We start from the raw sequence: 17,563 nt of genomic DNA, 5'->3' as shown, positions 1-17,563 counted from the left end.
AATATCGCCATGAATACCGCCGTGAACGTCAATGTCGTGCATGAATCCGAAGCGCAGCGCCAGCACGCCCGGGTGCGCATCCCCGCCAAGCTCCGCTACCTGGACGGCAACCGCGAAGCGCACGAGGTGAAGGTCGACGACCTGTCCGCCGGAGGCCTGTCCTTCCACGCGAAGAAACCGCTGCCTGAAGGCGAAGTGCTGCGCGGTCGCCTGCAGTTCGTGGTCGACAACCTCGGCCTGTCGATGGACGTCGAACTGCTGGTGCGTACCAGCAGCCGCGAGACCGCCCGCACCGGCGCCGAGTTCCAGAACCTCGAACCGCGCGACATCGCCACCCTGCGCCACATCATCACCAGCCACCTGTCCGGCGAGCTGATCAGCGTCGGCGACGTGCTCAGTACTCTGCAGCGCGACAACTTCACCAAGGCGCGCAAGCAGAAGGACGGTGGCTCGGGCCTTTCCGCCTTCGGCCGCCTGCGCGCGGTCAGCGTGACCGCCGGGGTGTTCGTGGTCGGCCTGGTGGCCTTCGGCTTCGTCGCCAAGTCGCTGTACGGCCTGTACTTCGTCAGCCATGCCGAGGCCGGCGTGGTCGCGGTGCCCACCACCAACGTCACCATGCCCCGCGACGGCAGTCTGCAGAGCCTGGTGGAAAGCGGCGCGACCGTGGCCAAGGGCGCACCGCTGGCGACCTTCAACACCAGCATGCTCGACCTGCTCAAGGGCCACCTGGACGACTCGCAGCTGGAGCCGGCCAAGGTCGAGGAGCTGTTCGGCAAGCAGCTCTCCGGCACCCTCACCAGCCCGTGCGACTGCGTGGTCTCGCGCCAGCTGGTGGATGACGGCCAGTACGCCAGCAAGGGCCAGCCGGTGTTCGCGCTGATCCCGCGCACCAGCGTCCCGACCATCGAGGCGCGCTTCAGCTATCGCCAGTTCGACGAAGTGAAGCCGGGTACCCGGGTCAACTTCCAGATCGCCGGCGAGGACGAAGTGCGCACCGGACGGATCACCGGCAGCTCCAGCCTGGACACCGACAACCTGGCCTCCGACATCCGCGTGCAGATCAAGCCCGACGGCGGCCTGCCGGCCGAGCTCGCCGGGCGCCCGGCCGCGGTCAACAGCGACCGTGGCCCGTCGCTGAACTGGCTGATCGACAAGGCCGTGGCCCGTGGGTTGTAAGAGGATCGGACGATGAAACCTTTGAATGGTTTTTCTCCTGCTGGAGTGGCGTCGCCTGGATCGCGGCACAAGGCCGCTCCTACAGGGACCGCGCCGCACCCTGTAGGAGCGGGCTTGCCCCGCGATCGAGCGCAAAGCGCTCGCCCCTACACCTGGTGCACCCTGGCCCTGGCCATCACCCTGGCCGGCTGCGCCGGCCTGCCCGACCAGCGCCTGGCCAATGAAGCGCTCAAGCGCGGCGACACCGCCACCGCCGAGCGCAACTACAAGGCCCTGGCCGACCTCGGCTACAGCGATGCCCAGGTAGGCCTGGCCGATATCCAGGTCGCCACCCGCGACCCGGCGCAACTCAAGGAGGCCGAAGCCACCTATCGCGCCGCCGCCGCCACCTCGCCCCGCGCCCAGGCACGTCTTGGCCGCCTGCTGGTGGCCAAGCCCGACAGCACCCAGGCCGAGCGCGAGGAGGCCGAAACCCTGCTCAAGCACGCCGCACAACAGGGCGAAAGCAACACCCTGATCCCGCTGGCGATGCTTTACCTGCAGTACCCGCAGAGCTTCCCCAAGGTCAACGCCCAGCAGCAGATCGACCAGTGGCGCGCCGCCGGCAACCCCGAGGCGGGCCTGGCCCAGGTCCTGCTGTACCGCACCCAGGGCACGTACGACCAGCACCTGGGCGATGTGGAGAAAATCTGCAAGGCGGCGCTGGCCAGCACTGACATCTGCTATGTCGAACTGGCTACCGTCTACCAGAAACGCGCCCAGCCCGACCAGCAGGCCGCCCTGCTCGAACAACTGAAGGCCGCCCATGCCCGTGGCGCCGTCCCGGCCACCCGGGTCGACAGCGTCGCCCGCGTGCTGGCCGACCGCAGCCTCGGCCAGACCGACGAGAAGACCGCCAAGGACCTGCTCGAACACATCGCCCCGGCCAACCCGGCCTCGTGGGTGAGCCTGGCGCAACTGCTCTACGACTTCCCCGAACTGGGCGACACCGACCAGTTGATGGCCTACATCGACAAGGGCCGCGAGGCCGAACAGCCCCGCGCCGAACTGCTGCTGGGCCGCCTCTACTACGAAGGCAAGACCGTGCCCGCCGACGCCCAGAAAGCCCAGGAGCACCTGCAGGCCGCCGCCGATGCCGGCGAGGTCAGCGCCGACTACTACCTCGGCCAGCTCTACCGCCGTGGCTACCTGGGTCAGGTCGAGCCGCAGAAGGCCGTGGACCACCTGCTGGCCGCCGCCCGCGGCGGCCAGAACAGCGCCGACTACGCCCTGGCCCAGCTGTTCAGCGAAGGCCACGGCATCCGCCCGGCACCGACCAATGCTTGGGTGTTCGCCCAGCTCTCACAGGTCAACCCGACCCCGCAGTCGACCGAACTGCTGCAACAACTCGACCAGCAGCTCACGCCCGACCAGCGCAGCCAGGCGCAGAACCTGCTGGCGCAGGAGAAGCAGGCACGCGGCAGCATGGCCCAGGGCGCCAACAGCACCCTGGCCATCGAAGCGCTGCAGGACGAGAAAGACGACGTAGACGCCGAGGATTCGCTATGACGCTCAACCCCTTCGTGAAAGCCGGCATCGGCCTGGGCTTCGCCCTGCTGTGGTCGATGCCGACCCTGGCGGCCGAAACCGCGCAGAAGAACTTCGGCCTCGACGTGAAGATCACCGGCCAGTCCGAGGACGACCGCGACCTGGGCACCCGCTCCGGCGGCGACGTCAACGGCCTGGGCCTGGACCTGCGGCCTTGGGTGTACGGCGAGCGCGGCCACTGGAGCGCCTTCGCCATGGGCCAGGCGGTGGCCGCCACCGACATCATCGAGACCGACACCCTGCGCCAGAACGACGACGGCACCACCAGCGACAACGGTGACGACAGCCGCAAGCCGGACAAGAGCTACCTGGCCATGCGCGAGTTCTGGATCGGCTACAGCGGCCTGACCCCCTACCCCGGCGAGCAGCTGCGCTTCGGCCGCCAGCGCCTGCGCAGCGACGACGGCATGTGGCGCGACACCAATATCGAGGCGCTGAACTGGACCTTCGACACCACCCTGCTCAAGGCCGACCTGGGCGTGGCCCAGCGCTTCAGCGAATACCGCACCGACCTCACCGAGCTGGCCCCGGAGGACAAGGACCGCACCCACGTCTACGGCAACGTCGCCACGCAGTGGACACCCGGCCACTGGGTCGGCCTGCGCGCCCACCACACTCATGACGGCGGCAGCCTGAAAAGCCCCGGCGAAACCGTCGACGCCCTCGACAAGACCCGCACGGGCGACCTGACCTGGCTGGGCCTGGAGGCCAACAGCGACGCCTACAACTGGCGCAACGACCATACCGTCAACTACTGGGGCAGCGTCACCTGGCTGACCGGCGATCGCGACACCCTCAGCAGCCAGGCGGTGGGCAACGACCAGGTCGCCACCGGCAAGCAGAGCGGCGACGTCAACGCCTGGGCCACCGACCTCGGCATCCGCCTGCGCCTGGACCCGCAATGGCAGGTCGGCGCGGCCTATGCCCGGGGCAGCGGCGGTGGCGGCAGCGACGGTTCGAACAACTTCGAGCAGACCGGCCTTGAGAGCAACCGCTCCAACTTTACCGGCACCCGCTCGCGCGTGCACCGCTTCGGCGAGGCGTTCCGCGGCGAGCTGGGCAACCTGCAGGCGGCCACCCTGTTCGCCTCCTGGCAGCTGCGCGACGACTACGACGCCAGCTTCATCTACCACAAGTTCTGGCGCGTCGACGGCAAGCAGAACATCGGCTCCAGCGGCATCAACGCGGTGGTCGATGACGGCGGCATCAGCCGTCCGCTGGTGCAGGGCGAGAAAGACCTGGGCCAGGAGATGGACGTGGTCGTCACCAAGTACTTCAAGCAAGGCCTGCTGCCGGCCTCGATCAGCCAGTCGATCGATGAGCCGTCGGCCCTGGTGCGCTTGCGTGCCGGCGTGTTCAAGCCGGGCGACGCCTATGGCAAAGAGGCCGACTCGTACATGCATCGCGCCTTCGTCGACGTGATCTGGCGCTACTGAGGCCGGGAGGGGATTTGACATGAACCTGCACCCGAACCTTCGCCACAGCCTGCTGGCCAGCGCCCTGCTGCTGGCCGCAGGCCTGGCCCAGGCCGCCGAGCCGGAAATGGCCAAGGGGCTGCAACAGGCCAAGACCTACACCGTTGCCAGTGCGCCGATCGAGCCGCTGCTGATGGACCCGCCCAAGCTGCCCGACCTGTCCGGCTACACCGCCGAGGCCGTGCAGAAGAAGATCGACCGCCGCCACAAAGGCAAGGTCAGCGTGCGCCGCATGCTCCAGGAGGACACCCTCAAGGAGTTCATCGGCGGCGACAACAAGGGCGCCGAGTGGGTGCGTCGCCAGCACGGCATTCCCCAGGCGATCTTCGTCGACGACGGGCATGTCGACCTGGTGGAACTGAGCAAAAAGGTGCCCGACCAGTACCTGCGCGAGACCGCGCCGGGCGTCTACCTCGCGCGCCTGCCAATCGTGGTCGGGCGCAAGGGCGTGCTGGAGATCGACGGCAAGGTCAAGGAACTGCGCCTGTCCGAAGAAGGTGGGTCGTTCATCGTCAACGACGGCAAGCTGTTCGTCAGCGATACCCGGGTGACCGGCTGGCGCGAGCAAGCCAACGGCCCGGCGACCTTCCGCAAGCCCGACGAATTCCGCCCGTTCCTGCTCAGCTGGGGCGGCACCGAGACCTATATCGTCAACAGCAAGATGGCCAGCTTCGGCTACGCCAAGTCCAAGTCGTACGGCGTGAGCATCTCGCAGTACACGCCGAACATGGCCAAGCAGATGGGCCGCCCGGAACCCACCGGCTGGATCATCGGCTCCGAGTTCAGCGACATGTGGTACGGCTTCTACTGCTACGAAACCCAGGACTTCGTGATCAAGGATTCGACCTACCGCGACAACATCGTCTACGGCATCGACCCCCACGACCGTTCGCACCGCCTGATCATCGCCGGCAACACCGTGTACGGCACCAAGAAGAAGCACGGGATCATCGTTTCGCGCGAGGTCAACGACAGCTGGATCATCAACAACAAGAGCTACGACAACAAGCTCTCGGGCGTGGTGATCGACCGCAACAGCGTCAACAACCTGATCGCCTACAACGAGATCTACCGCAACCACACCGACGGCATCACCCTGTACGAGAGCGGCGACAACCTGATCTGGGGCAACAAGCTGATCAACAACCGTCGCCACGGCATCCGCGTGCGCAACAGCGTGAACATCCGCCTGTACGAGAACGTCGCCATGGCCAACGGCCTGGTGGGCGTGTACGGGCACATCAAGGACCTCTCCGACACCGACCGCGACATCGCCCTCGACCCGTTCGACACCAAGGTGTCGCTGATCGTGGTCGGCGGCGAGCTGGCGGCCAACGGCTCCGGCCCGCTGTCGATCGATTCGCCCCTGTCGGTGGAGCTGTACAAGGTGTCGATGCTGATGCCGCGCAAGGCCAACGGCATCAGCTTCAACGGCGTGCTCGGCGAGCGCCAGGACGAAATCCTCGACCTGCTGGTACGCCAGCAGAAGGCCGTGCTGATCGACCCGGTCGAACGCCAGACCGAAATGATCGACTAAGGAAGCCCAGACCATGACTCCACACCTGATGAAACTGCTGGGCCTGTCCGCCGCCCTCCTGGCCATCAGCCAGGGCGTGCGCGCCGAAGAGGTCAAGGCGCCGACCTTCAGCGCCGAGCCCTGCTGCCAGCTGTGCCCCGAGGCCCACGACGCCAGCCGCTACACCACGCGCTACCAGCAGAACTTCACCACCCTGGTGCAGGCCCAGGGCGACTGGCTGTTCCGTACCCGCGAAGACCTGCGCACCGAGTTCGACACCACCCCGGGCGGCTACAAGCGCCTGCAGCAGGTGCACGACGCGTTCAAGAAGCGCGGCGTCGAGCTGGTGGTGGTGTACCAGCCGACCCGTGGCCTGGTGAACCGCAACATGCTCAAGCCCGAGGAGAAAGCCGCCTTCGATTACCAGAAGGCCCTGCGCAACTACCAGGCCATGCTCCAGCGCTTCGCCAAGATGGGCTACAACGTGCCCGACCTGTCGCCGCTGACCAACGAGCAACTGGCCGCGGCCGACCAGGGCAAGGACTTCTACTTCCGTGGCGACCAGCACTGGACGCCCTACGGCGCCGAGCGCGCGGCGAAGATCGTCGCCGATACCGTGCACCAGATGCCGGCCTTCGAAGGCATCCCGCGCAAGGAATTCGAGACCAAAAAATCCGGACGCATGGGCAAGACCGGCACCCTGCACAACGTCGCCGGCCAGCTGTGCGGCACCAGCTACGCGGTGCAGTACATGGACCAGTTCGCCACCGAACCCAAGGGCGGCGCCAGCGGCGGCGACGACCTGTTCGGCGATTCGGGCAACGCGCAGATCACCCTGGTCGGCACCAGCCACAGCGGCAAGAACTACAACTTCTCGGGCTTCCTCGAGCAGTACATCGGTGCCGACGTGCTCAACGTCGCCTTCCCCGGCGGCGGCCTGGAAGGCTCGATGATCCAGTACCTGGGCAGCGAGGAGTTCCAGAACAACCCGCCGAAGATCCTGGTCTGGGAGTTCTCCCCGCTCTACCGCCTGGACCAGGAAACCATCTGGCGACAGATCCTCGGCCTGCTCGACGACGGCTGCGACGACCGTCCCGCGCAGATGAGCGCCAGCGCCACCCTCAAGCCGGGCAAGAACGAGCTGATGGTCAACGGCAAGAATGGCGTGATCAAGGACCTGGTCAACCGCAACCACCAGCTCGACATCAAGTTCGAGGACACCTCGGTGAAAGTGCTGCAGGCCACCCTGTGGTACCTCAACGGCCGCCACGAGGACATCAAGATCGAGAAGCCCGAGACCTCCGACACCGATGGGCGCTTCGTCTTCCAGATGCGCGAGGACGAAGACTGGGCAGGCCAGAACCTGCTCGCCCTGGAGGTCCAGGGGCCGGAAAGCGGCACGCAGAAAGTCGAAGCCAAACTCTGCAAACGCAACAACTTCGCCAGCCCCGCGCAGCACACCGCGCAGGCCGGCCAGTGAGGCAAGCATGACAGCCATCCACCGCAAGACCGCACCCGCCCTGCTCGCCCTCGCCCTGTTCGGCGGGGCGGCGCAGGCCGCGCTGGTACCGCCCCAGGGGTACTACGAGGGCATCGAGAAACTGAAGACCGGCGACGGCAATTTCCGCTGCGAGGCCGCGCCCAAGCCCTACACCGGCGCGTTGGTGTTTCGCAGCAAGTACGAGGGGTCCGACAAAGCCCGGGCGACCCTCAATGCTGCTTCAGAAAAGGCCTTTCGCAAGTCCACCGAGGACATCACCACCCTCGAGAAGGGCGTGAGCAAGATGGTCGGCCAGTACATGCGCGATGGCCGCCCCGCGCAGCTGGACTGCGCCCTGACCTGGCTCGACACCTGGGCACGCGCCGATGCGCTGATGTCCACCGACTACAACCACACCGGCAAGTCCATGCGCAAATGGGCGCTGGGCAGCATGAGCGGGTCGTGGCTGCGCCTGAAGTTCTCCAACTCGCAGCCACTGGCCGCGCACAGGGCCGAGGCCGAGCAGATCGAGAAATGGTTCGTGCGCCTGGCGCGGCAGACCGTGCGCGACTGGAGCGACCTGCCGCTGGAGAAGATCAACAACCACAGCTACTGGGCGGCCTGGTCGGTGATGGCCACCGCGGTGGCCACCGACCGCCAGGACCTCTTCGACTGGGCGGTGAAGGAATACAAGGTCGGCGCCAACCAGGTCGATGAACAGGGCTTTTTGCCCAACGAGCTCAAGCGCCGCCAGCGCGCCCTGGCCTACCACAACTACGCCCTGCCGCCGCTGGCGATGATCGCCAGCTTCGCCCAGGCCAACGGCGTGGACCTGCGCAAGGAAAACAACTTCGCCCTGCAGCGCCTCGGCGAAGGCGTGCTGGCCGGTGCCCGCGATCCTGTTCATTTCAACACTCGCGCCGGCGTGAAGCAGGACCTCAAGGACCTGAAGATCGACAGCAAGTACGCCTGGCTCGAGCCATGGTGCGCGCTGTACCAGTGCGTCGGCGACACCCTCGAGCGCAAGCATGACATGCAGCCGTTCAACAGTTTCAGGCTGGGTGGGGATGTGACGCGGGTCTATGACCCGCAAGCCGAACAGAAAAAGTAAGTCGTTTGCGTGGGAGCGGGCTTGCCCCGCGATGAGGCCCGCAAGGGCAATGGTGTTGGCTCTGCCGACGCCATCGCGGGGCAAGCCCGCTCCCACGCCATGGTGATCTTCCACATTCGTGTGGGGGGTTTGGGGGGCGCTGTGCCCCGGATGCTGTGAACAACAAGGAGAACCGGGATGGTCTTCTCGTCCAACGTGTTCCTGTTCCTGTTCCTGCCGGTTTTCCTCGGCTTGTACTACGTGAGCGGGAACCGCTATCGCAACCTGCTGCTGCTGGTTGCCAGCTACATCTTCTACGCCTGGTGGCGGGTGGACTTCCTCGCCCTGTTCGCCGGGGTCACCCTGTGGAACTACTGGATCGGCCTGAAGGTCGGCGCCGCCGGCGTGCGCACCAAGCCCGCGCAGCGCTGGCTGCTGCTTGGCGTGGGCGTCGACCTGTGCATCCTCGGCTACTTCAAGTACGCCAACTTCGGCGTCGACAGCCTCAACGCGATCATGACCTCGATGGGGCTGGAGCCGTTCATCCTCACCCACGTGTTGCTGCCGATCGGCATCTCGTTCTACATCTTCGAGTCGATCAGCTACATCATCGACGTGTACCGCGGCGACACCCCGGCCACCCGCAACCTGATCGACTTCGCCGCCTTCGTGGCGATCTTCCCGCACCTGATCGCCGGCCCCGTGCTGCGCTTCAAGGACCTGGTCGACCAGTTCAACAACCGCACCCACACCCTGGACAAGTTCTCCGAAGGCTGCACCCGCTTCATGCAGGGCTTCATCAAGAAAGTGTTCATCGCCGACACCCTGGCGGTGGTCGCCGACCACTGCTTCGCCCTGGAGAACCCCACCACCGGTGACGCCTGGCTCGGCGCGCTGGCCTATACCGCGCAGCTGTACTTCGACTTCTCCGGCTACAGCGACATGGCCATCGGCCTGGGCCTGATGATGGGCTTTCGCTTCATGGAGAACTTCAAGCAACCCTACATCAGCCAGTCGATCACCGAGTTCTGGCGGCGCTGGCACATCAGCCTGTCGACCTGGCTGCGCGACTACCTGTACATCACCCTGGGCGGCAACCGCAAAGGCACCTTCAACACCTACCGCAACCTGTTCCTGACCATGCTGCTGGGCGGGCTGTGGCACGGCGCCAACTTCACCTACATCATCTGGGGCGCCTGGCACGGCCTGTGGCTGGCCATCGAGCGCGCACTGGGGCTGGACACCAACCCGCAGCGCTTCAACCCGGTGAAATGGGCCTTCACCTTCCTCCTGGTGGTGGTCGGCTGGGTGATCTTCCGCGCCGAGAACCTGCACGTGGCGGCGCGCATGTACGGCGCCATGTTCAGCTTCGGCGACTGGCAGCTGTCGGAACTCAACCGCGCCAACCTCACCGGCCTGCAGGTGGCCACGCTGATCGTCGCCTACCTGACCCTGGCGTTCTTCGGCCTGCGCGACTTCTACCGCAATGCAACGCCCGCGCCCAAGGCCACCCCGGTACAGGTGAACGCCGACGGCTCGGTGGGCCTGGACTGGACGCGGATCATGACCCGTACCCTGGTCCTGCTGCTGTTCGCCGCCTCGGTGCTCAAGCTCTCGGCGCAGAGCTACTCACCGTTCCTCTACTTCCAGTTCTGAGGCCTGAATCATGAACCGGACACTTCGCATCACCTATTCGCTGACGTTCATGGGCCTGCTGGTCGGGCTGGGCGCATGGTCGGTCGGCGGGCTGGAAAGTTTCAACCGCACAGGGCAGATGACCCTGCTCGACGGCAAGCTCGCCAAGGCTGCCGAAACCCACTACGACGAGCAGTTCCCGATCAAGCGCGTTGGCACCAACCTGTGGGCCGCGCTGGACTTCAAACTGTTCAACGAAGGCCGCCCCGGCGTGGTGCTGGGCCGCGACCAGTGGCTGTTCACCGACGAGGAGTTCAAACCCACCGCCGGCGCCGAGCAACTGATGCAGGACAACCTGGCGTTGGTGCGCGGCATCCGTGACACCCTGCAGCGCCACGGCAGCCAACTGGTGCTGGCGATCGTGCCGGCCAAGGCGCGCCTGTACGCCGAGTACCTCGGCAAGGAGGCGCCGGCCAGCCTGCACGACGAGCTGTTCAATCGTTTCCACGCCCAGGCGCGCCAGGCCAATGTGTTCGCCCCCGACCTGCTGGCGCCACTGGAGCAGGCCAAGGCCCGCGGCCAGGTGTTCCTGCGCACCGACACCCACTGGACGCCCATGGGCGCCGAGGTGGTCGCGCAGTCCATCGCCGAGGCGGTCAGCCGTCAGAACCTGCTCGACGGCGAACCCCAGGCGTTTATCACCGAGGCCGGCGCCACCGCGCCGTACAAGGGTGACCTGACCAACTTCCTGCCGCTGGATCCGTTGTTCAGCAACCTGCTGCCGACCCCGGACAACCTGCAGCAGCGCAAGACCCACCCGGTGCAGGCCGAGGGCGAAGGCGACGACGCGCTGTTCGCCGACAGCCGGATCCCGGTGGCGCTGGTGGGCACCAGCTACAGCGCCAACCCGCACTGGAACTTCCTCGGCGCCCTGCAGCAGGCGTTGCGCAGCGACGTCGCCAATTACGCCGAGGACGGCCACGGCCCGCTGCTGCCGATGCTCAAGTACCTGCAGAGCGACGCTTTCAAGAACGCCCCGCCACAGGTCGTGGTGTGGGAATTCCCGGAACGGTATCTGCCAATGAAGAACGACCTCAGCGCCTTCGATCCGCAGTGGATCGCGCAGCTGAAGAAATCCCGTCAATCCGAAGAAAACCTGGCCCTGTCGTCCAATCGGACGGACCACTGAAGATAGAGAGGAATACGCACATGACCACCAAGACTTCCATTGCCAAAGCCCTCACCCTCGCCGCCGGCCTGTCCCTGGCCTCGCTGCAGGCCTTCGCCGGCGCCGATGCCGCCCTCTATGGCCCGAGCGCGCCGAAGGGCTCGACCTTCGTGCGCCTGTACAACGCCGCCGGCAGCCCCGCCGCCGCATCGGTCGGCAACACCCAGATCAAGCAGGTCGGCGCCCAGGCCAGCAGCGACTTCAGCTTCCTGCCCGGCGGTGACTACACCGCCCAGGTCGGCGGCAAGAGCGTCCCGGTGAAGCTCGCCGCCGACAAGTACTACACCCTGGTCAACAGCAGCAGCGGCAACCCGCAGCTGATCGAGGAGCCGCCGTTCAAGAACAAGCAGAAGGCCCTGGTGCGGGTGCAGAACCTCAGCGACCAGTCGCTGACCCTGAAGACCGCCGACGGCAAGACCGAAGTGGTAAGCCCCGTGGCCGCCAAGGGCCGTGGCGAGCGCGAGATCAACCCGGTCAAGGTCAACCTGGCCCTGTATCAAGGCGACAAGAAAGTCGGCGACGTCAAACCCGTCGCCCTGGCGCGCGGCGAAGCCGCCGTGCTGTATGTCACCGGTTCCGGCAACAGCCTGTCGCCGGTGTGGGTCACTCGCCCCGTGGCTAGCAACTGATTCCCCTGCCTCTAAACGACTATTGGAGAAACATGATGATCCCGGTAATTCTTTCTGGTGGTAGCGGTTCGCGTCTGTGGCCTCTGTCGCGCAAGCAGTTCCCCAAGCAGTTCCTGGCCCTGACCGGCGAGCACACCCTGTTCCAGCAGACCATCGAGCGCCTGGTGTTCGACGGCATGGACACCCCCATCGTGGTCTGCAACAAGGACCACAAGTTCATCGTCCAGGAGCAGCTGAATGCACTGAAGCTGGAAACCCAGGCCATCCTCATGGAGCCGTTCGGCCGCAACACCGCGCCGGCGGTGGCCATGACCGCGATGAAGCTGGTCAACGAAGGCCGTGACGAGCTGATGCTGGTTCTGCCGGCAGACCACGTGATCGAGGACCAGAAGGCCCTGCAGCGCGCACTGGCCCTGGCCACCGTGGCCGCCGAGCGCGGCGAGATGGTGCTGTTCGGCGTGCCGGCGACCAAGCCCGAGACCGGCTACGGCTACATTCGCTCCAGCCAGGACGCGCTGCTGCCCGAAGGCGTGGCGCGGGTCGCGCAGTTCGTCGAGAAACCTGACGAGAAGCGCGCCAACGAGTTCGTCCGCGCCGGCGGCTACTTCTGGAACAGCGGCATGTTCCTTTTCCGCGCCAGCCGCTTCCTCGAAGAGCTGAAAAAGCACGACCCGGACATCTACGACACCTGCCTGCTGGCCCTGGAGCGCAGCCAGGAGGACGCCGATGCGTTGAGCATCGACGAAGCCACCTTCGCCTGCTGCCCGGACAACTCCATCGACTACGCGGTGATGGAAAAGACCCAGCGCGCCTGCGTGGTGCCGCTGTCGGCCGGCTGGAGCGATGTCGGCTGCTGGTCGTCGCTGTGGGACGTGCACGAGAAGGACGCCGACGGCAACGTCACCAAGGGCGATGTGGTGGTGCAGGACAGCCGCAACTGCATGATCCACGGCAACGGCAAGCTGGTGTCGGTGATCGGCCTTGAGAACATCGTGGTGGTCGAGACCAAGGACGCCATGATGATCGCCCACAAGGACAAGGTTCAGGGGGTCAAGCAGTTGGTCAACACCCTCGACGCCCAGGGCCGCACGGAAACCCAGAACCACCTGGAGGTGTACCGCCCGTGGGGCTCGTACGACTCGGTGGACATGGGCGGGCGTTTCCAGGTCAAACACATCACCGTCAAGCCCGGCGCCAGCCTGTCGCTGCAGATGCACCATCACCGTGCCGAGCACTGGATCGTGGTGTCCGGCACCGCCGAAGTGACCTGCGACGAGAACGTGTTCCTGCTCACCGAGAACCAGTCCACGTATATCCCCATCGCCTCGGTGCACCGCCTGCGCAACCCGGGCAAGATCCCGCTGGAGATCATCGAGGTGCAGTCCGGGAGCTACCTGGGCGAGGATGATATCGAACGCTTCGAGGATGTGTATGGGCGGACTTCCACCCCGGTCGAGCGTGGGGTTTCGGTGAAGACCATCGCGCAGTAAAACGTTGGGACCGCTTCGCGGTCCATCGCGGCACAAGGCCGCTCCTACAAGGGAATGCGATCCTCTGTAGGAGCGGCCTTGTGCCGCGAAAGGAGGGCCAAGCCCTCCCGCTTTTGAGCCAACACCCTTTTCCCGCTACGATGATCGAACCCCTTGCCACCAAGGCCTGCCCCACCATGATCATCGGTGCCCTGCTCGTCCTCACCTGGCTGGTCCTGCTGCTGCGCTACCCGGCCAAGGCCCTGCCGATTTCCATGGCTGGCGTCTGTGGCCTGGGGCTGGTGGCGCTGTACGTGGTCTGGCAGGACACCCGCGAAGCCTCGCAACTGGCCCGCCTCGATATCCGCCTGGTCTACGCCCCCGACCAGTGCCCCGCCGACCGTGCCCTGCAGGTGCGCATGAAGAACGGCAACAAAGTCCCGCTCAGTGAACTGCGCTGGCGCGTCGGCGCCTATGCCCCTGGTGATACCGTGAACCTGGCCGAGAACACCTACGCCGCCCCGCGCTATCGTGGCCCCGGCGAGTTGCAGCCGGGCGCCGAATGGAGCGATTGCCTGCCATTGCCGCCACTGCGCTCGGGCTATCGGCCACAAACGCTGGAGTTTCGTGCCGAGCATCTGCAAGGTACATTCGCCAATTGAGCCCGCCTCATCGCGGGGCAAGCCCGCTCCCACGACACCGGCCCATAGCATCGTAGGAGCGGGCTTGCCCCGCGATGAGGCCGGTAGCCACGCCCCCCATGTCCAACTGAACACAGGCCCGCCCCATGCCCACCGTCCTGATCACCGGTTGTTCCAGCGGCATCGGCCGCGCCCTGGCCGACGCCTTCCGCGATGCCGGCCATGAAGTCTGGGCCACCGCCCGCAAGCAGCAGGATGTCGAACAGCTGACCGCCGCCGGCTTCAATTCCCGGCAACTGGATGTGAATGACGCCGAAGCCCTCGCCCGCTTGGCCGAGGAACTGCCAAACCTCGATATCCTGATCAACAACGCCGGCTACGGCGCCATGGGCCCGCTGCTCGACGGCGGCGTCGAGGCCATGCGCCAGCAATTCGAGACCAACGTCTTCGCCCTGGTCGGCGTGACCCAGGCACTGTTCCCGCTGCTGCGCCGTTCCCGTGGGCTGGTGGTGAACATCGGCAGCGTGTCAGGCGTGCTGGTAACGCCCTTCGCCGGTGCCTACTGTGCATCCAAGGCCGCCGTGCACGGGCTGAGCGATGCCCTGCGCCTGGAGCTGGCGCCTTTTGGGATCAGGGTCATGGAGGTGCAGCCGGGCGCGATCGCCTCGCAGTTCGCCAGCAATGCGCAGCAGCAGGCCGAACAGGTACTGGCGAGCGGTTCGCCGTGGTGGCCGTTGCGTGAGCAGGTGCAGGCGCGGGCTCGGGCGTCGCAGGATCGGCCGACGTCGGCGGCGGTGTTCGCCCAGGGGTTGCTGGCGGCGACGCGCAAATCGCCTGTGCCTGCGCTGGTGCGTATCGGCAATGGCAGCACGGCCTTGCCGTTGATGGCCCGCCTGTTGCCACAGCGCCTGCTGGATTGGGTGTTGCGCAAGCGCTTCGGTTTGTTGCGACCGCTCTGACGTCATCGCGGGGCAAGTCGCATCGGCGCACCGCCGCTCCCACGCATACCTGGGAGCCCCCGCGATACTGCTCAGACCTGGTCGAACGCCTGCCAGCCGCCACCCAGCGCCTTGTACAGCCCCACCAGCGCCTGCGACACCGCCGCCGAGCTGTCGATCCACTGCTCCTCGCTGGCCAGCAATGCCGACTGCACCGTCAGCACGTTGAGAAAGTCCACCGCCCCTTCCACATACTGGCGCTGCGCGGTCTCCAGGGCGATGCGGTTCTGCCGCACCGCCTCGGCCAGGTGATCGCGGCGCAACTGGCTGGCGTTGTACAGGCGCAGCACATCGTCGATCTCATGCCAGGCGCCGAGCACCACCTTGCGGTAGTTCAGCGCCGCCTCCTGCTGCTGGGCCTCGCGCAGCTCCAGCTGGCCCTTGAGCCGTCCGCCCTCGAAGATCGGCAACGACAGTTGCGGCCCGAAGGCGAACCGGCGCGAATCCCAGGCCCCGAAATCGGACAACTGCATGGCCTGGAAACCAACACTCCCGGACAAGCGAATGCTCGGGTAGAAATCGGCCTTGGCCACGCCGATGCTGGCGGTGGCGGCATGCAACCGGGCCTCGGCCTGGCGAATATCCGGGCGGCGTTCGGCCAGCTCCGACGGCACGCCGATGGCGAAGCGCTGCTGCGGCGCGGGCAGCTTACCGTCCGGCAGCAACTGTGCCTGCAAGCTGCGCGGCGGCTCGGCGGCGAGCAGGCTCAGGGCATTGATCAGGTCGTCGCGGCGCGCCTCCAGGGTTGGCAGGCGCGCCTCGATCGACGCTACCTGGGCGCTGGCCTGGGCGACATCGAGCCGGGTGGCGACACCTTCAGCCTGCCGGCCTTCGGACAGCTTCAGGCTGTGCCGGGCGACCTTGAGGTTGTCCTGGGTGATTTCCAGGGTGTGCTGCACGGCTCGCAGCTGGATGTAGTTGCCAGCGGTTTCCGACAACAGCGCCAGCAGCACGCCACGGCGGTCGTTCTCGGCGACCGCCACGGTCGCGTCGGCGGCCTCGATCTGACGGCGCACGCGCCCCCACAGGTCCAGCTCCCAGCCGGCGACAAGGTCGCCCTGCCACAGGTTATACGCCGACTTGCCGGCCTTGCCGGAGGGGTCGTTCAACCCTTCTGCACTGTTGCGCGCCCGGCTGTAGCCCGCATTTGCATCCACCGAAGGCATCTCGTCAGCCGCCACGGTGCTGCGCAAGGCGCGGCTCTGCAGCAGGCGGGCACTGGCCATCTGCAGGTCGAGGTTGCGCTCGGCGACCTTCTGGATCAATGCGCTCAGCTGGGCGTCGTGGAAGCTGTCCCACCAGCGCAGTTCCAGCGGACCGGCTACCGGCTGGCTGGCCGCGGCCTCACCTTGCAGCGAGGCCCAATCCTGAGGCGCTTCGCTGGACGGGCTCTGGAAGTCCGGTCCGAGGGTGCAGCCGGCCAGCATTGCGGCCAGCAGCAAGGGGGCCGCTACGCGCCCCTTTCGCGGCACAAGGCCGCTCCTACAGGCGACCGCGATCCTCTGTAGGAGCGGCCTTGTGTCGCGAAAGGGCTGGGCAGCAGCCCCGGCGCTCTCAATTCTTTCAACCACAATGCTCATCGCGCGGTCACCTCTTTACCCGCCAACTTGTCGCCCTGGGTATCGATGACCGCCTCCACCGACATGCCCACCCGCAGGCGCTCCAGCAACGGCTGGCCGTCATCGAAGACGATCTTCACCGGAATGCGCTGCACCACCTTGGTGAAGTTGCCGGTGGCGTTGTCCGGCTTCACCGCGGCGAAGGTCACCCCCGTGGCCGGGGCGATGCTCTCGACGCGGCCGTGGAGTTTCTCGCCGGAGAAGGTATCGACGCTGATGCTTACCGGCTGGCCCGGCTGCACGTGGGTCAGCTGGGTCTCCTGGAAGTTGCCGACGATGTAGGCGCGCTCCAGCGGCACCACCGACAACAGCCGCGCGCCCGGGTTTACGTAGGCGCCGACGCGCAGGGCGCGCTCGCCGACCATGCCGTCCACTGGCGCGGTGATGCGGGTGTAGGACAGGTCCAGCTGGGCTTTCTCCAGGCCGGCCTCGGCCCGTTTCAACTGACCGTCGGCACTGGCAACCTGGGCGCCGAGGATATCCACCTGCTTGCGCGTCGCCACCAACGCCGCCTGGGTGTTGGCCAGCCGGGCACGGGCCTGGTCGACGCCACTGCGCGCTTGCTGGGCATTCTGCACAGTGCCGGCGCCCTGCTCGGCCAGGCGGCTGTAGCGGGTCACTTCGTGATCGGCGAATGCCGCCTCGGCCTGGGCCGCCTTCACTGCGGCCTCGGCCTGGGCGATCAGCGAAGCCTGGCGCTCAAGGGTGGCGCGGGCATCCAGGCTCTGCGCCCTGGCCACCAGCAACTGGGCCTGGGCCGCGTCGAGGGCGGCCTGGTAGTCGCGCGGGTCGATGGTCGCCAGTAACTGGCCGGCCTTCACCTGCTGGTTGTCCTCTACCAGCACCTCCTTGATGAAGCCCGCCACCTTCGGCGCGACCACGGTGTAGTCGGCGGTCACATAGGCGTCGTTGGTGCTCTGGCGATGGTCGCTGCCGAACATCCAGGGGCCGACGATGGCGGCCAGCACGGCCACGGCGAGCACCGAGCCAATAAGGATTGTCTTGCGCTTGTTGGTCATT

General features: G+C 66.4%; 14 protein-coding genes. 12 read left to right on the top strand and 2 right to left on the bottom strand.

What is annotated here, in order from left to right; all coding sequences use genetic code 11:
* The first annotated feature begins 9 nt into the window (after positions 1-9).
* The 12 genes from VUG52_RS04625 (at position 10) to VUG52_RS04570 (ending at position 14,885) form a co-directional block, all read left to right on the top strand.
* On the top strand, positions 10-1,176 hold the full coding sequence (locus tag VUG52_RS04625) for an alginate biosynthesis protein Alg44 (protein WP_050704343.1): 1,167 nt from the start codon (positions 10-12) through the stop codon (positions 1,174-1,176).
* Positions 1,177-1,188: 12 nt separating this feature from the next.
* Positions 1,189-2,724, top strand: a complete 1,536-nt coding sequence (gene algK, locus VUG52_RS04620) for an alginate biosynthesis TPR repeat lipoprotein AlgK (RefSeq protein ID WP_256205964.1) — start codon at positions 1,189-1,191, stop codon at positions 2,722-2,724.
* On the top strand, positions 2,721-4,199 hold the full coding sequence (locus tag VUG52_RS04615) for an alginate export family protein (RefSeq protein ID WP_050704341.1): 1,479 nt from the start codon (positions 2,721-2,723) through the stop codon (positions 4,197-4,199). The genes algK and VUG52_RS04615 overlap by 4 nt, the downstream gene beginning before the upstream one ends.
* Positions 4,200-4,218: 19 nt before the next feature.
* Complete coding sequence (gene algG, locus VUG52_RS04610; protein ID WP_050704340.1) at positions 4,219-5,775, top strand: mannuronan 5-epimerase AlgG; 1,557 nt, start codon at positions 4,219-4,221, stop codon at positions 5,773-5,775.
* 13 nt (positions 5,776-5,788) lie between these two features.
* Positions 5,789-7,234 carry an alginate O-acetyltransferase gene (locus VUG52_RS04605; protein WP_050704339.1) on the top strand — a complete coding sequence of 482 codons (1,446 nt, stop codon included), beginning with the start codon at positions 5,789-5,791 and terminating at the stop codon, positions 7,232-7,234.
* A gap of 7 nt (positions 7,235-7,241) precedes the next feature.
* Positions 7,242-8,345, top strand: a complete 1,104-nt coding sequence (locus VUG52_RS04600; protein ID WP_050704338.1) for a mannuronate-specific alginate lyase — start codon at positions 7,242-7,244, stop codon at positions 8,343-8,345.
* Positions 8,346-8,522: 177 nt separating this feature from the next.
* Entirely contained in the window at positions 8,523-9,980 is a 1,458-nt protein-coding gene (locus VUG52_RS04595; RefSeq protein WP_050704337.1) for an MBOAT family O-acyltransferase, read from the top strand.
* A 10-nt stretch (positions 9,981-9,990) separates the two neighbouring features.
* A complete protein-coding gene (locus tag VUG52_RS04590) occupies positions 9,991-11,148 on the top strand; it encodes an alginate O-acetyltransferase (protein WP_050704336.1) in 1,158 nt (385 codons plus the stop codon).
* 20 nt (positions 11,149-11,168) lie between these two features.
* Positions 11,169-11,816, top strand: coding sequence for an alginate O-acetyltransferase AlgF (locus VUG52_RS04585; RefSeq protein WP_028689561.1), 648 nt, complete (start codon positions 11,169-11,171; stop codon positions 11,814-11,816).
* Between the two features lie 35 nt (positions 11,817-11,851).
* A complete protein-coding gene (locus tag VUG52_RS04580) occupies positions 11,852-13,306 on the top strand; it encodes a mannose-1-phosphate guanylyltransferase/mannose-6-phosphate isomerase (protein ID WP_050704335.1) in 1,455 nt (484 codons plus the stop codon).
* Between the two features lie 176 nt (positions 13,307-13,482).
* Positions 13,483-13,947 (top strand): hypothetical protein, encoded by a 465-nt coding sequence (locus tag VUG52_RS04575; RefSeq protein WP_050704353.1) that lies wholly within the window; start codon positions 13,483-13,485, stop codon positions 13,945-13,947.
* Between the two features lie 125 nt (positions 13,948-14,072).
* The gene (locus VUG52_RS04570; RefSeq protein ID WP_050704334.1) at positions 14,073-14,885 is read left to right on the top strand and encodes an SDR family oxidoreductase; all 813 of its coding nucleotides are present in this window, start codon (positions 14,073-14,075) and stop codon (positions 14,883-14,885) included.
* 71 nt (positions 14,886-14,956) lie between these two features.
* Here VUG52_RS04570 and VUG52_RS04565 read toward each other — a convergent pair whose 3' ends face one another.
* Both VUG52_RS04565 and VUG52_RS04560 read right to left on the bottom strand, forming a co-directional pair.
* Positions 14,957-16,351 carry an efflux transporter outer membrane subunit gene (locus tag VUG52_RS04565; protein WP_050704333.1) on the bottom strand — a complete coding sequence of 465 codons (1,395 nt, stop codon included), beginning with the start codon at positions 16,349-16,351 and terminating at the stop codon, positions 14,957-14,959.
* Positions 16,352-16,500: 149 nt separating this feature from the next.
* The gene (locus VUG52_RS04560; protein WP_050704332.1) at positions 16,501-17,562 is read right to left on the bottom strand and encodes an HlyD family secretion protein; all 1,062 of its coding nucleotides are present in this window, start codon (positions 17,560-17,562) and stop codon (positions 16,501-16,503) included.
* Between the last annotated feature and the right edge of the window lies 1 nt (position 17,563).

Origin of the sequence: Pseudomonas sp. LH21 (genome assembly GCF_036549575.1) — a bacterium.
GTDB classification, from domain to species: Bacteria; Pseudomonadota; Gammaproteobacteria; order Pseudomonadales; family Pseudomonadaceae; genus Aquipseudomonas; species Aquipseudomonas peradeniyensis.
Note: the sequence above shows the minus strand (reverse complement) of the source record. Positions and strands in the feature narration are given on the sequence as shown.

Coding starts and splice junctions, on each gene's coding strand:
- VUG52_RS04615 (WP_050704341.1), top strand. CDS start 2,721: ATGACGCTCAACCCCTTCGTGAAAGCCGGCATCGGCCTGGGCTTCGCC.
- VUG52_RS04600 (WP_050704338.1), top strand. CDS start 7,242: ATGACAGCCATCCACCGCAAGACCGCACCCGCCCTGCTCGCCCTCGCC.
- algK (WP_256205964.1), top strand. CDS start 1,189: ATGAAACCTTTGAATGGTTTTTCTCCTGCTGGAGTGGCGTCGCCTGGA.
- VUG52_RS04595 (WP_050704337.1), top strand. CDS start 8,523: ATGGTCTTCTCGTCCAACGTGTTCCTGTTCCTGTTCCTGCCGGTTTTC.
- VUG52_RS04590 (WP_050704336.1), top strand. CDS start 9,991: ATGAACCGGACACTTCGCATCACCTATTCGCTGACGTTCATGGGCCTG.
- VUG52_RS04570 (WP_050704334.1), top strand. CDS start 14,073: ATGCCCACCGTCCTGATCACCGGTTGTTCCAGCGGCATCGGCCGCGCC.
- VUG52_RS04625 (WP_050704343.1), top strand. CDS start 10: ATGAATACCGCCGTGAACGTCAATGTCGTGCATGAATCCGAAGCGCAG.
- VUG52_RS04575 (WP_050704353.1), top strand. CDS start 13,483: ATGATCATCGGTGCCCTGCTCGTCCTCACCTGGCTGGTCCTGCTGCTG.
- VUG52_RS04565 (WP_050704333.1), bottom strand. CDS start 16,351: ATGCTGGCCGGCTGCACCCTCGGACCGGACTTCCAGAGCCCGTCCAGC.
- VUG52_RS04605 (WP_050704339.1), top strand. CDS start 5,789: ATGACTCCACACCTGATGAAACTGCTGGGCCTGTCCGCCGCCCTCCTG.
- VUG52_RS04560 (WP_050704332.1), bottom strand. CDS start 17,562: ATGACCAACAAGCGCAAGACAATCCTTATTGGCTCGGTGCTCGCCGTG.
- VUG52_RS04580 (WP_050704335.1), top strand. CDS start 11,852: ATGATCCCGGTAATTCTTTCTGGTGGTAGCGGTTCGCGTCTGTGGCCT.
- VUG52_RS04585 (WP_028689561.1), top strand. CDS start 11,169: ATGACCACCAAGACTTCCATTGCCAAAGCCCTCACCCTCGCCGCCGGC.
- algG (WP_050704340.1), top strand. CDS start 4,219: ATGAACCTGCACCCGAACCTTCGCCACAGCCTGCTGGCCAGCGCCCTG.